At 67.8% G+C, this 13,250-nt stretch carries 12 protein-coding genes; all 12 read right to left on the reverse strand.

What is annotated here, in order from left to right; translation table 11 throughout:
* Nucleotides 1-5 precede the first annotated feature (5 nt).
* The gene (locus IAI53_RS09535) at nucleotides 6-662 is read right to left on the reverse strand and encodes an SPOR domain-containing protein (RefSeq protein WP_187717857.1); all 657 of its coding nucleotides are present in this window, start codon (nucleotides 660-662) and stop codon (nucleotides 6-8) included.
* Between the two features lie 12 nt (nucleotides 663-674).
* Nucleotides 675-1,982 carry a bifunctional tetrahydrofolate synthase/dihydrofolate synthase gene (gene folC / locus IAI53_RS09540; protein WP_187717858.1) on the reverse strand — a complete coding sequence of 436 codons (1,308 nt, stop codon included), beginning with the start codon at nucleotides 1,980-1,982 and terminating at the stop codon, nucleotides 675-677.
* A 10-nt stretch (nucleotides 1,983-1,992) separates the two neighbouring features.
* The gene (accD, locus tag IAI53_RS09545) at nucleotides 1,993-2,865 is read right to left on the reverse strand and encodes an acetyl-CoA carboxylase, carboxyltransferase subunit beta (protein WP_187717859.1); all 873 of its coding nucleotides are present in this window, start codon (nucleotides 2,863-2,865) and stop codon (nucleotides 1,993-1,995) included.
* Nucleotides 2,862-3,677, reverse strand: coding sequence for a tryptophan synthase subunit alpha (gene trpA / locus IAI53_RS09550; RefSeq protein WP_187717860.1), 816 nt, complete (start codon nucleotides 3,675-3,677; stop codon nucleotides 2,862-2,864). The genes accD and trpA overlap by 4 nt, the downstream gene beginning before the upstream one ends.
* A 47-nt stretch (nucleotides 3,678-3,724) precedes the next feature.
* The gene (trpB, locus tag IAI53_RS09555) at nucleotides 3,725-4,936 is read right to left on the reverse strand and encodes a tryptophan synthase subunit beta (protein WP_187717861.1); all 1,212 of its coding nucleotides are present in this window, start codon (nucleotides 4,934-4,936) and stop codon (nucleotides 3,725-3,727) included.
* Nucleotides 4,923-5,546: a phosphoribosylanthranilate isomerase gene (locus IAI53_RS09560; RefSeq protein ID WP_187717862.1), complete on the reverse strand. Its 624-nt coding sequence runs from the start codon at nucleotides 5,544-5,546 to the stop codon at nucleotides 4,923-4,925. The genes trpB and IAI53_RS09560 overlap by 14 nt, the downstream gene beginning before the upstream one ends.
* A complete protein-coding gene (truA, locus tag IAI53_RS09565; RefSeq protein ID WP_187717863.1) occupies nucleotides 5,547-6,344 on the reverse strand; it encodes a tRNA pseudouridine(38-40) synthase TruA in 798 nt (265 codons plus the stop codon).
* Complete coding sequence (locus IAI53_RS09570; RefSeq protein ID WP_225433204.1) at nucleotides 6,341-6,916, reverse strand: energy-coupling factor transporter transmembrane protein EcfT; 576 nt, start codon at nucleotides 6,914-6,916, stop codon at nucleotides 6,341-6,343. Before IAI53_RS09570 ends, truA begins: the two co-directional genes overlap by 4 nt.
* Nucleotides 6,917-7,076: 160 nt before the next feature.
* Nucleotides 7,077-10,121: a motility hub landmark protein FimV gene (locus tag IAI53_RS09575; protein ID WP_187717864.1), complete on the reverse strand. Its 3,045-nt coding sequence runs from the start codon at nucleotides 10,119-10,121 to the stop codon at nucleotides 7,077-7,079.
* A 204-nt stretch (nucleotides 10,122-10,325) separates the two neighbouring features.
* The gene (gene asd / locus IAI53_RS09580) at nucleotides 10,326-11,459 is read right to left on the reverse strand and encodes an aspartate-semialdehyde dehydrogenase (RefSeq protein WP_187717865.1); all 1,134 of its coding nucleotides are present in this window, start codon (nucleotides 11,457-11,459) and stop codon (nucleotides 10,326-10,328) included.
* A gap of 26 nt (nucleotides 11,460-11,485) precedes the next feature.
* Nucleotides 11,486-12,550, reverse strand: coding sequence for a 3-isopropylmalate dehydrogenase (gene leuB / locus IAI53_RS09585; protein WP_187717866.1), 1,065 nt, complete (start codon nucleotides 12,548-12,550; stop codon nucleotides 11,486-11,488).
* 39 nt (nucleotides 12,551-12,589) lie between these two features.
* On the reverse strand, nucleotides 12,590-13,228 hold the full coding sequence (gene leuD / locus IAI53_RS09590; RefSeq protein WP_187717867.1) for a 3-isopropylmalate dehydratase small subunit: 639 nt from the start codon (nucleotides 13,226-13,228) through the stop codon (nucleotides 12,590-12,592).
* Nucleotides 13,229-13,250: the final 22 nt, after the last annotated feature.

The raw sequence follows: 13,250 nt of genomic DNA on the forward strand, positions 1-13,250 counted from the left end.
ACCGTTCAGCGCGCGGCCACAACGGGGCTCTGGCCGAGCGCCTTGAGGCGTTCGGCGGCACGGTCGGCCTCGGCACGGGCGGCGAAGGGGCCGACCCGCACGCGCGTAACCGAACCGGCCTTTTCAGTGTAGGCGGAGAATCCCTTGGCCTTGAGCTCGCTGGCCAGTGCGGACGCCTTGCCGGCCTCGCCGAAGGCCGCAACCTGGACGACGAAGCCGTCGCCAGCGGCGGGCGGCGGCGGAACCTTGCCTTCGAGGATGGCGCGCACGCGGTCGGCCTCGTCCCGCGGCGGCTTTGCAGGCGCAGCCTGAGCGGGCGGCGCGGCGGGAGCGCTCGGTTGCGCGGCCGGGGCCGGCGCTGCGGGCGGCGCGGGGGCAGCGGCGGCGGAAGGGGCCGGAGCCTCGGCCGGCGTCTGCGCGGGCGGTTGCTCCTGCGGCGGCGGCGCGACGTCCGGCTCCGGGTCGGCCGGTGCACGGCCGGCGATCGGGCGCGACAGTTCGGCGTCACGGTTGGGGATGGTGATCTGGATGTCCTGGCTGGGCGCGCGCGGCTCCTGATCCATCACCATCGGCAGCAGGATGGCAGCGAGCAGCGCCAGCGCCGCCGCACCCACCAGGCGTCGCCGCGAGCGCTTCTTGAGCTCGAGGTTGTCAGTGTCCATCGCGCGATGATCTCAATGACGTTCCGCGTGGATGGCTGCGAGCACGTCGGCCACGGTCAGAAACGAACCAAAGGCGACGATTCTATCACCCTCGGCTGCGCTTTTCCGCGCTGCGGCAAACGCGTCCGCAGGCGAGTCGAAACAGCGTATGTCGGCCTCCACGCCGGCGGCGCGCAAGCGCACTGCGAGCTCCTCGGCCTTCAGGCCCCGCGGCCCGGGCAGCGAGGCCAGCAGCCAGTGATCGACCCGCTCGCGCATCAGCGCGATCACGCCATCGACGTCCTTGTCGCCCAGCATGCCGAGCACCGCCCAGGTATCCGGGTAGAAGCCCATGTTGCCCAGGTTCTCGGCCAGCACACCGGCGGCCTGCGGATTGTGTGCAACGTCGAGCACCACCGCTGGCCGCCCCGGCAGGACCTGGAAGCGGCCCGGCACCTCGACCAGCATCAGGCCCTGGCGGATGGCCTGCATCGACACCGGCAGACGCTCGCGCAGCAGTTCCAGCGCGGTGATCACCGCCGAGGCGTTGAGCAACTGGTTGGCCCCGCGCAGCGCCGGGTAGGCCAGGCCGCCGCGGCGCACCAGCTCACCCTGGGCCGGGGGCGCGGCATAGCGCCAGTAGCCCCACTGCTGGCGGTCGCCGCCGAAGCCGAAGTCGCGGCCGCTCACCCACAGCCGCGCGCCGATGGCCTCGGCGTGGGCGAGCAGGCTGGCCGGCGGCTGCGGGTCACCACACACGGCGGGACGTCCGCCGCGGAAGATGCCGGCCTTCTCGAAACCGATCTGCTCGCGCGTGTCGCCGAGATAGTCCATGTGGTCCATGGCGATGCTGGTGACGATGGCGCAGTCGGCATCGAAGATATTGACCGCATCCAGGCGGCCGCCGAGGCCGACCTCGAGGATCACCACGTCCAGCGACTCTCGACAGAAGGCGGACCAGGCGGCCAGCGTGCCGTGCTCGAAATAGGTCAGCGGCGTGTCGCCGCGCGCCCGTTCGACGGCGGCAAAGGCATCGGCAAGCGCCGCATCGTCGATCTCGCGGCCGTCGATGCGCACACGCTCGTGGTAGCGCAGGAGATGCGGCGAGGTGTAGCAGCCCACCCGGTAGCCGGCCGCGAGCAGGATGGCCTCCAGCATGGCGCAGGTCGACCCCTTGCCATTGGTGCCACCGACCGTGATCACCAGCGCCTCGCTGGCCGCACCGAGCGCGTCGCGCACCGTGCGCACCCGCTCCAGGCCGAGTTCGATCTGCTGCCCGTGGCGCTGCTCGATCAGCGCCAGCCAGCCGTCGACGGTGGACGGCAAAGCGCTTGCATTCATCGTCTGGCGGTCAGGCCTGCACCGCCGGCTGGCGGGTCAGCAGGGTCAGCAGTTCGGCAAGCTTGGTGCGCATCTCGCGGCGGTCGACGATCAGGTCGATGGCGCCCTTCTCGAGCAGGAACTCGGAACGCTGGAAGCCTTCCGGCAGCTTCTCGCGCACGGTCTGCTCGATCACCCGCGGGCCGGCAAAGCCGATCAGCGCGCCGGGTTCGGCTATCACCACGTCGCCCATGAAGGCGAAGCTGGCGGACACGCCGCCCATGGTGGGATCGGTGAGAATGGTGAGGAAGGGCAGCTTGCGCTGGGCGAGCTGGGTGATGGCCGCGGTGGTCTTGGACATCTGCATCAGCGAGAACAGGCCTTCCTGCATGCGCGCGCCGCCGGTGGCGGTGATGCAGATGAAGGGCAGGCGCTGCTCCAGGGCCGCGCGGGCGCCGCGCACGAAGCGCTCTCCCACCACCGAACCCATGGAACCGCCGAGGAACTCGAACTCGAAGCAGGCCACCACCACCGGCACGGTGTTGATCGCGCCCTGCATGACGACCATCGCGTCGGCCTCGTCGGTGTCCTTGTTGGCCGCCGACAGGCGCTCGGTGTAGCGGCGCGAATCCTTGAACTTGAGCGGATCGACCGGCACCACCTCGGCGCCGATCTCGAAGCGCCCCTCGGCGTCCAGCAGCATGTCCAGGCGCGCGCGCGCGCGGATGCGCTGGTGATGGCCGCACTTGGGGCAGACGTTGAGGTTGCTTTCCAGGTCCGAGCGGTAGAGTACCGCCTCGCAGGCCGTGCACTTGCTCCACAGGCCTTCCGGAATGGACTTGTTGCGCGCGCTGACTTCGGCGCGCTTGATCTTCGGGGGAAGCAGTTTCTGCAGCCAGCTCATCGGGCCGTTTCTCCGATCTGGTCCAGGGCCTCGCGTATGCCCTTGATGAAGTCGCGCACCCGGGCAACAGCCTGGTCGGGGACGCTACGCTCGATTTCCTCAATGATGCGACTGCCGATCACCACGCCGTCGGCCAGTTCGCCGATGCGCCGTGCGGACTCCGCATCGCGGATGCCGAAACCGACGCCCACCGGCATACCCACTGCCGCACGGATCTTGGGGATGCGTGCGGCCACCTCGTCGAGGTCGATGTTCGCGGAGCCGGTCACGCCCTTGAGCGACACGTAGTAGATATAGCCGCTGCCGGCGGCCGCCACCTCGGCGAAGCGCTGCTCGGACGATGTCGGCGCGAGCAGGAAGATCGGATCCAGGCCGGCGCTCTTCAGCGTCCGGGCGAACTCCATGCACTCCTGCGGCGGGTAGTCCACCACCAGCACGCCATCGACGCCGGCCATCTGCGCCGCATCGGTGAAGGCCTGCACGCCCATCGCCTCGATCGGGTTGGCGTAGCCCATCAGCACCACCGGGGTGTCGCTGTTGGTGCGGCGGAACTCGCGCACCGCGTCGAGCACCTTGCGCAGGGTCATGCCCTTGGCCAGCGCGCGCTCGGAGGCGCGCTGGATGGTCGGGCCGTCGGCCATCGGGTCGGAGAACGGCACGCCCAGTTCGATCACGTCCGCGCCGCCTTCGACCAGCGCGTGCATCAGCGGTACGGTGGCGGCGGGATCGGGGTCGCCCGCAGTGATGAACGGGATCAGCGCCTTGCGCCCTTCCGCGTGAAGACGCTGGAAGCTTGTCTGGATTTTCGACATGTTCGTATTCATGCGTCGGGGCGCACTCGCGTACGCCCCGGGAGGAGTCAGAATTGGATGCCGGAACGCTCGGCGACGGTGTGCATGTCCTTGTCGCCGCGCCCGGACAGATTGACCAGCACGATCTTGTCGCGCGCCAGCTGCGGGGCCAGCCGGGCTGCATAGGCGAGCGCATGGGAGGATTCCAGCGCCGGAATGATGCCCTCGAAGCGGCACAGGTCGTGGAAGGCCTGCAGCGCCTCGCTATCGGTCACGCCGACGTATTCGGCGCGCGCCGAGTCCTTCAGCCATGCGTGCTCGGGGCCGACACCGGGATAGTCGAGGCCGGCGGAGACCGAGTGGGTCTCGACGATCTGGCCGTCCTCGTCCTGCAGCAGATAGGTGCGGTTGCCGTGCAGCACGCCGGGACGTCCGGCCGTGAGCGAGGCCGCATGCCGGCCGCTGTCCAGCCCGTCGCCCGCCGCCTCCACACCCACCAGTCGCACCGCCTTGTGCTCGAGATAGGGGTGGAAGATGCCCATGGCGTTGGAGCCGCCACCCACGCAGGCGATCACGTAGTCCGGCTGGCGGCCGGTCATCTCGGGCATCTGCTCGATGCACTCCTTGCCGATCACCGCCTGGAAATCGCGCACCATCATCGGATAGGGGTGAGGCCCCGCAACCGTGCCGATGATGTAGAAGGTGTTGTGCACATTGGTGACCCAGTCGCGCATCGCTTCGTTGAGCGCGTCCTTGAGGGTCTTGGAACCGGACTCCACCGGCACCACGGTGGCGCCGAGCAGCTTCATTCGGTAGACGTTGGCAGCCTGGCGCCTGACGTCCTCGGCGCCCATGTACACCACGCACTCCATGCCGTAGCGCGCCGCCACGGTGGCGGTCGCCACGCCGTGCTGGCCGGCACCGGTCTCGGCGATCACCCGCGGCTTGCCCATCCGCCTGGCGAGCAGCGCCTGGCCGATGCAGTTGTTCACCTTGTGGGCGCCGGTATGGTTGAGATCCTCGCGCTTGAGGTAGATCTGCGCGCCGCCGAGCAGCTCGGACCAGCGCTTGGCGTGGTAGATCGGACTCGGCCGGCCGACATAGTGCTTGAGTTCGTACTCGTACTCGGCGACGAAGGCCGGGTCGTGCTGGCAGGCAGCGTAGGCCTGGCGCAACTCTTCCAGCGCGGGAATCAGCGTTTCCGAAACGAACACGCCGCCGTAGGGACCGAAATGGCCGCTGGCGTCGGGAAACTGGTAAGGCGTGTCAGCCATCTGCATTGCGAACTCCGGCGATGAAGGCGGTGATCAGGCGGGCATCCTTGATACCCTTGGCCGATTCGACGCCGCTGGAAACATCCACCGCCCACGGGCGCACCCGCCGCACGGCTTCGCTCACGTTGTCCGGCGTCAACCCGCCCGACAGCACCAGCGGACGGTCGAAGCCGTCCGGGATCAGCGACCAGTCGAAGACCTTGCCGCCACCACCATAACCATCCACGAAGGCATCGACGAGAATGCCGCGCGCCCCCGGATGGCAAGCTGCGAATTCTAGCAGATCGACCCCGGGGCGCATCCGCGCCGCCTTGATCCAGGGTCGTCCGAAGCGGGCGCATTCGGCCTCGCTCTCGTCGCCGTGGAACTGCAGCAACTGCAAGGGGACGGCATCCAGCACGCGCCGCACCTGGGCTTCGTCCGCGTTCACGAACAGGCCGACCGTGGTGACGAAAGGCGGGATCAATGCGGCCAGCGTGGCTGCCTGCGCCAGTTCCACATGGCGCGGACTGGGCGGATAGAACACCAGCCCGATCGCGTCCGCGCCGGCGTCAACGGCCGCGCGCACGTCATCCGGCCGGGTCAGGCCACAGATCTTGATACGGGTACGGGACATTCAGAGCAGGGGAATTCGGGGCAGCGCGATGATACGCCCATCGCCGGGCAGCGACCAGCGCGGCGGATAGTCCACCCCGCACAGGTAGAGCCCGTCCGGCGAGAAGGTCGGCGCAGCATGCTTGCGGTCGCGACTGGCGAGCAATTCCGCCATCCAGCCGACCGGATGACGCCCCTTGCCGACATAGCAGAGCGCACCGACGAGGTTGCGGATCATGTGGTGCAGGAAGCCGTCGGCGTAAAAGTCGAAGACGATGAACTCTCCGCTGCGCGCCACGCTCACCTCGTACATGTTGCGCACCGGCGTCTTCGCCTGGCAGCCCGCCGCGCGGAAGGCGCTGAAATCGTGCCGCCCCACCAGGCAGGCCGCCGCCTCGGCCATGCGCGCCGCGTCAAGCGGCGCATGGAACCAGCCTACCCGGCGCGCGAGCAGTGCCGGGCGCACCGGCGCATTGTGGAGGATGTAGCGGTAACGCCGCGCGCAAGCCAGGTAGCGGGCATGGAAGCCGTCGTCCACCTCGACCGCCCAGCGCACCACGACCGCAGGCGGCAGCAGGGCATTGACACCACGTACCCAGGCGCCGAGCGGACGTTCGGCCGAGGTGTCGAAATGCACGACCTGGGCGGTCGCATGCACGCCGGCATCGGTGCGGCCCGCGCAATGCAGGCGCACCGGGTGCGCGCAGATCGCGCCGAGCGCGTCCTCCAGCGCATCCTGGACCGCACCCCCACCCCGCTGGCTCTGCCAGCCGAGAAACGCATCGCCCGCATACTCGACGCCAAGTGCGATTCTCTTCATGCGTAAGCCCACAAGAGATAGGCGAAACCGATTCCGAGCACCCCCCACTCGAGTACACCGAGTCGCTCACGTTGCAGTTGGAGGCGCTCGTTCTCCACCTCGCCCGGCTCATGGAGCAACTCGCGCCACACGTGGGCACGAGGGCTGTCCACGTATCGCAGCACCAGCAGCATCCGCACCGCGACCCGCTCCGCAGGCAGACCGAACACGGCCAGCGGGCGGCTCAGTGCGTAGAGTCCGCCGATCAGGCGCTCGGTAGACAGGCGTTCCAGCAAGATGGCGACACAACACACGACCGCCACCAGACGTCCGGCATGGGCCAGGGCCTGGAGGAGACCTTCACGACTCGGGCTGAGGGCGGGCCAGTCCGCGAGCACTGCCTCGCCGGGCGTGAAGCCCGCGAAGAGCACGATGATGGCGATCAGCAGGATGCGCACCCGCCGCAGCAGGCGCAGGGTGCGCAGCCGGGCGCCAAACAGCGCCACGACCGCCAGCCCGCAGACGACAAGCGCCAGCGCGCCGGGCTGAAGGAACTGCAAGGCCCCCACCCCCAGCATCCAGCAAAGAATCAAGAAACCTGCATGCATCGTTCTGATCACGCCCCCACCATCCGCGGCTGGCGATCCAGCCGGCCTCGGCGGAGGGCGAGCATACCTCGAAAGCAGTGCGGAGAAACGGAAACGGGCGGGGTTCCCCCCGCCCGTGGTCATGCGCCGGTCGAGCCGGCAGGGCTCAATCGAGGCGAGCGAGCAGTTCCCGCGCAGCCGCCTGCTGGCTGTCGCTGCCTTCGCGCAGCACCTCGTCGAGGAGTTCCCGCGCACCTTCCTTGTCACCCATTTCCTCGTAGGCACGGGCAAGCTCGAGCTTGGTATCGACCTCCTGCCCGCCCGCCGCTTCGCCTGCAGGCATCCTGGCCTCTTCAGCGGCGACGTCTGTACGCTCACCGCCGACATCCGGCTGTGCTTCCTGCGGTGTCTCGAGTTCGAGATCGATGCTGGAAAGATCGAGCGCCGGCGGCTCGCCACCCGAGGCAGCAGTCGGGGAGTCGAGCTCAAAGTCGAAGTCGAGCAGATTGGTGTCGAAACTGGACTCCTCCAGATCCACCACGTCCCCGCCCTGTTCCGAAAACGCGTTCACACCCTCGATCTGCGTCTCCGCGCCGTAGGTGTCCGAGCCGGCAATGACGGTCGCTGCCAGATCGACAGGCTCGGCCTCGTTGGGCGCACCCGCCTCCTGAGGCGCGTCAAGATCGATGAAGGCCGCGTCAGATGCAGGCGCATCGAGATCGATGAAGGCCTCGTCGGCCGCCTCCCCCTCGCTCTGAGCGGAGGATGCAACAACCGTGGCCGTCAGATTCGAGGCGTCGGTCTGCGCCGCGCCCTCCTCGAGATCGGGCTCTGCGCTCCCGGCTTCGGGCGCTGCCGCAGCGGGCTCCTCGAAATCGAGATCGAAGTCCAGGACATTGCTGTCCACCTCGGGCACGGGCACTTCGAGCGCCTCGCTCTCTCCGCCGGTCTCGGTTCCGGTGAATGCCAGCTGGCCGCCGGGCATCGCCCAGGTGTCCTTCAGCTGGTTCTCACCCTCCTCACCGGCCTCGGGCACTTCCGGCTCGACGGGCGGCTCTTCCGCAGCGGGCTGTTCCGCCGGCTCGATGTCCGGAAGATCGAAATCCAGCGCGCCCAGCGACTGGGTCAGGTCCTGACCGGCATCATCGACGGCCGCAGCTTGCTCGGGTTGCTCGGGCTCCTCGCCCGCCACCAGACCGCCCGCCAATGCCGCAACTCCCACGGCACCGGCAGCAGCCGCGGTAGCCGGCGAGGGCTGGCCAGCCTTGTCGCCAACGCTCTCCTCGACGTCGCCGGCCTCACCGCCGCGGTCCGCCGCGTAAAGCGGATTCTCGGGATCGATCTCGCGACCGAGCGCCGCAGCCTTGGCCCACTCGGAGCCCTCGCCGCTGGTCCGTGCGTAGAGATCCGCAGCGATGGTCTCGAACTGCTTGAGGCTCTTGCGCGCCGCGTAGAGCTCCAGCAGCTTGAGATAGATCGCAAGCCGGCTGGGATCGGCCTTGAGCGCATCGACAAGGATCTCTTCGGCTTGGGCATCGCGCCCGTAGGCCATGTACACATCGGCCTCTGCCACCGGATCGACGCCTTCGTCAGTGTCGATCGAGGACAGCCCCGACTGGCTGAAATCGGTCTGCAGCACACTGCTGCTACTGGTGTCGACGCTCTGCCCACCGGTCACGCCGAACACCGAATTCGGGCCCGTCGGCGCCTCCGACATCAACGCCGACGACAATCCGGCCCCTTCGCTCTGCTTGCGACGCTGGCGCAGCTTGAAACCGGCATAGCCGAGCAGCAAGGCAAGCACGCCGCCACCGGCCGCCAGGGTCATCGGATCACCGAGCAATTCGTCCAGGAAACTGGGCTGCGGTTGCGGCGCAGGCTGCGGTGCAGGCTTGCGGGCCGCAGGCGGCGCCGGTTTCGGTGCGGGCTCGGCCTTCGGCTCGACACTGGGTTCCGGCGCAGGGGCCGGAGTGGGAGCTGCCTGGGACACCTGCGCTTCCGCGGCCGGTGCCGGCGCCTGTGCCGGCTGCGAGGCCTCCGCCGCCGGCGTGGGCGTCTCGGCCGCCGGTGTATCCGCTGCGGCCGCAGGCGCCTCTGCCCCAGGCACGGCGGCCGGCGGGGTGCCGGTTCCAGCCTGTTGCTGCAGTTGGGCGAGTTGTTCGCTCTTCAGTTCGATGAGCTTCTGCAGATCGCGGATGCTGCGCTCCAGCTCGACCAGGCGCTGATTGGCTTCTTCGAGCGCACGATCGCGGGCGACCAGGTCTTCCTCGAGCGCCCTGAGCCGATCCGTCCTTGCCGCGTCGCCGGACTCCGCAGCCGCATCGTCCGCCGCACGTGAGACCTGCACCCGGTCAGTGCTCGCATCGGGCCTGGCAGTCTCTTCGACACGCGGCGTAATCCTGCCTTCGCTCGCCTGGTCGGCCGTGTCGGGTGCCGCGGGGGTCGCTGCCGCAGCGCCCGCCAAACGGCGTCGATAGGCTTCGAAATCGGCGGCCTGGGCAACCACTTCGCGCCTGGCTTCGGTACGGTCGATCGCCCTGACCTGCTCGGCCGAGGGCATGTTCAGGATCGCGCCTGCGCGCATGCGATTGATGTTGCCGTCATCGAAGGCAGCGGGGTTCTCGCGCGCCAGGGCAATCAGCATCTGATCCAGGGTGACATCCGCCGGCCGGCTTTCCTCGGCGATGCGTCGCAGGGTGTCACCCCGCTGCACCCGGTAGCTGCCGGATGCGGCCGCCGGACTCGCCGCCGCAGCAGGTGCGACGCGGCTGGAAGCCTGGGTCGGCGCCGAAGCGGGTTGAGCGGGCTGCACCGGCGCAAGGGCGACCGGATCGAGCAGGAAGGTGTATTCGCGCACCAGCCGCCCTGCATCCCAGCTGAACTCCAGCAGGAGATCAAGGAAAGGCTCGTTCACCGGCCGATCACTGCTGATGCGCAGCACCGGCTTGGAGCCGGAATTATCTACCGAGACGCGCAGCAGGCTCAGCGCCGAGGAATACGGGATGTTGGCCTGGCGAAAGGCATCGGGGGGTGCAATCCGCGCCGACAGTGACTGCAACTCCTGGGGCGTTGCAGACAGCGGCACTTCGGCCCGCAAGGGCTGGCCCAGACCGCTGAAAACATTGATCGGCCCGGCTCCGAGCGCGAATGCGCTGGACGGGATGGATGCAATCGCGGTCGCGATCAGGGATGCCTTGAGCAAAGTTTTCATCGTTTTGTGCGCGTTCCCTTGCCGGTGCCAAGCTATAAAGAACATAGCATCATGGACTTGGGCTAGCAATCTAGCATTTTCTTTAACTTTGCGCAGCAATTGTTTCTTGCCAAAGATAAAGAGCCGTGCATGCCCGTCCGCACGCCACTACGCTGCCGGTCCGGTGCGGGCGGCCGCAGGAGCCGCCCGCACCGGACGCATGAATCAGCGATCGAGCAGGATGCGCAGCATGCGGCGCAGCGGCTCGGCCGCGCCCCACAGCAGCTGGTCGCCCACGGTAAAGGCGCCGAGATATTCCGGCCCCATCGCCATCTTGTGCAGGCGGCCGACCGGGATGGACAGGGTGCCGGTGACCGTGGCCGGCGACAGTTCGCGCTCGGTGGTCTCACGGTCGTTCGGCACCACCTTCACCCAGTCGTTGGCGGTGGCGATGATCTCGGTCACCTCATCCAACGGCACGTCCTTCCTGAGCTTGATGGTGAGCGCCTGCGAGTGGCAGCGCATGGCACCGATACGCACGCACAGTCCATCAATGGGAATGCTTCCCGGGGTACGGAAGGCCGGCTTGCCGAGGATCTTGTTGCACTCGGCGCCTCCCTTCCACTCTTCCTTCGACTGGCCGTGCTCGACCGGCACGTCGATCCACGGGATCAGGCTGCCCGCCAGCGGGGTGTTGCGGAAGTTCTTCTTCGGGAAGGCATCGGAACGGATGGTGTCCGCCACCTTGCGGTCGATGTCGAGGATGGCCGAGGCCGGATCGGCCAGCAGGTCGGCCACCGAGGCGTGGATGGCGCCCATCTGCGCGATCAGCTCGCGCATGTTCTGCGCGCCGGCGCCGGAAGCGGCCTGGTAGGTCATCGCCGAGATCCACTCGACCAGGTCGTGCTTGAACAGGCCGCCCAGGCCCATCAGCATCAGCGACACGGTGCAGTTGCCGCCGATCCAGTTCTTGCCGCCCTTGGCGAGCGCGTCCTTGATGACGTGCATGTTGACCGGATCGAGGATGATCACCGCGTCGTCAGCCATGCGCAGCGCGGAGGCGGCGTCGATCCAGTGGCCGTCCCAGCCTGCGGCGCGCAGCTTCGGGTACACCTCCTTGGTGTAGTCGCCGCCCTGGCAGGTGATGACGATGTCGCAGGCCTTGAGCGCGTCGACGTTCATCGCGTCCTGCAGCGGCTCGCTCGCTTCCTTGCCACCGAAAGCCGGGGCCTTGCCACCGGCGTTGGAGGTGGAGAAGTACACCGGCTCGATATGGGCAAAGTCGCCCTCTTCCACCATGCGCTGCATCAGCACGGAGCCGACCATGCCGCGCCAACCGACCAGACCAACCTTGTTCATCGCTCTTCCTCTTGATGCCTAGAACCTTACAGCGCCGCCAGCACGGCGTCGCCCATTTCCCGCGTGCCGACCTTCTTCGTGCCCGGCTCGAAGATGTCGCCGGTACGGAAGCCTTGCGCCAGCACTTTTTTCACCGCGCCCTCGACGCGCTGCGCGGCTTCCTCCTGGGCGAAGGTGTAGCGCAGCATCATCGCCGCCGACAGGATGGTGGCCAGCGGGTTGGCCACGCCCTTGCCGGCGATGTCCGGCGCGGAGCCGTGCGAAGGTTCGTACAACCCCTTGTTGTTCTCGTCCAGCGAGGCCGAGGGCAGCATGCCGATCGAGCCGGTGAGCATGGAGGCCTCGTCCGACAGGATGTCGCCGAACATGTTGCCGGTGACCATCACGTCGAACTGCTTGGGCGCGCGCACCAGCTGCATCGCGGCGTTGTCGACCAGCATATGGGAAAGCTCGACGTCGGGATACTCCGCCGCCAGCTCGCTCATCACGTCGCGCCACAGCTGGGTGGTTTCCAGCACGTTCATCTTGTCCACCGAGCACAGGCGCTTGTCACGCTTGCGCGCGGCCTCGAAGGCCACGCGGCCGATGCGGCGGATCTCCGACTCGGTGTAGTGCATGGTGTTGAAACCGTAACGCTCCCCCTTACCGTTCACTTCTCGCATCTCGATGCCGCGCGGCTGGCCGAAGTAGATGTCGCCGGTCAGCTCGCGCACGATCAGGATGTCCAGGCCGGCAACGATCTCGGGCTTCAGCGAGGAGGCATTGGCCAGCTCCGGGTAGAGGATGGCCGGGCGCAGATTGGCGAACAGCCCGAGCTCCTTGCGGATGCCCAGCAGGCCGCGCTCCGGGCGCTGCTCGCGCGGCAGGCCGTCCCACTTCGGGCCGCCCACCGCGCCCAGCAGCACCGCATCGGCTTCGCGTGCCAGCTTGGAGGTGGCTTCCGGGTAGGGGTTGCCGGTGGCATCCACCGCGCTGCCGCCCAGCAGGGCCTCTTCCATCTCGAACTTCAGGTCCAGTGCGCGCAGGACACGCACGGCCTCGGCCATGATCTCGGGGCCGATGCCATCACCGGGCAGTACGCAAATCTTCATCCAGTCTCTCCAGCTCTATCTATGGTCGCCCGACCGCGGTCAGGCGAAGTAGTACGGGTGTTCGGCGCGACGCCTGTCTTCGAAGGCGCGGATCTTGTCGGCGTGGCGCAGGGTCAGGCCGATGTCGTCCCAGCCGTTGAGCAGGCATTCCTTGCGGAAGGGATCGACCTCGAAGGCGATCGCCTGGCCGTCCGGACGGGTGATGGTCTGCGCGGCCAGATCCACCTTCAGGCGGTAGCCCTCGGTGCCTTCGCACTGCTGGAACAGCTCATCCACCACTGCCGCCGGCAGCACGATGGGCAGCACTCCGTTCTTGAAGCAGTTGTTGAAGAAGATGTCGGCGAAGCTCGGCGCGATGATCACGCGGAAGCCGTAGTCTTCCAGCGCCCAGGGGGCGTGTTCGCGCGAGCTGCCGCAGCCGAAGTTGTCGCGTGCGAGCAGCACCTGGGCGCCCTGGTAGCGTGCCTGGTTGAGCACGAAGTCGGGGTTCTTCGGTCGGTTGGCGCAATCCTGGCCGGGTTGACCGACATCCAGATAGCGCCATTCGTCGAACAGGTTGGGGCCGAAGCCGCTGCGCTTGATCGACTTGAGGAACTGCTTGGGGATAATCGCATCGGTATCCACATTGGCGCGGTCGAGCGGCGCCACGATGGCATCGAGCACGGTAAACGGTTTCATGTTCTGCCTTTCCTCTCGGTTC

It is taken from the genome of Thauera sedimentorum (assembly GCF_014489115.1).
Taxonomy (GTDB): domain Bacteria; phylum Pseudomonadota; class Gammaproteobacteria; order Burkholderiales; family Rhodocyclaceae; genus Pseudothauera; species Pseudothauera sedimentorum.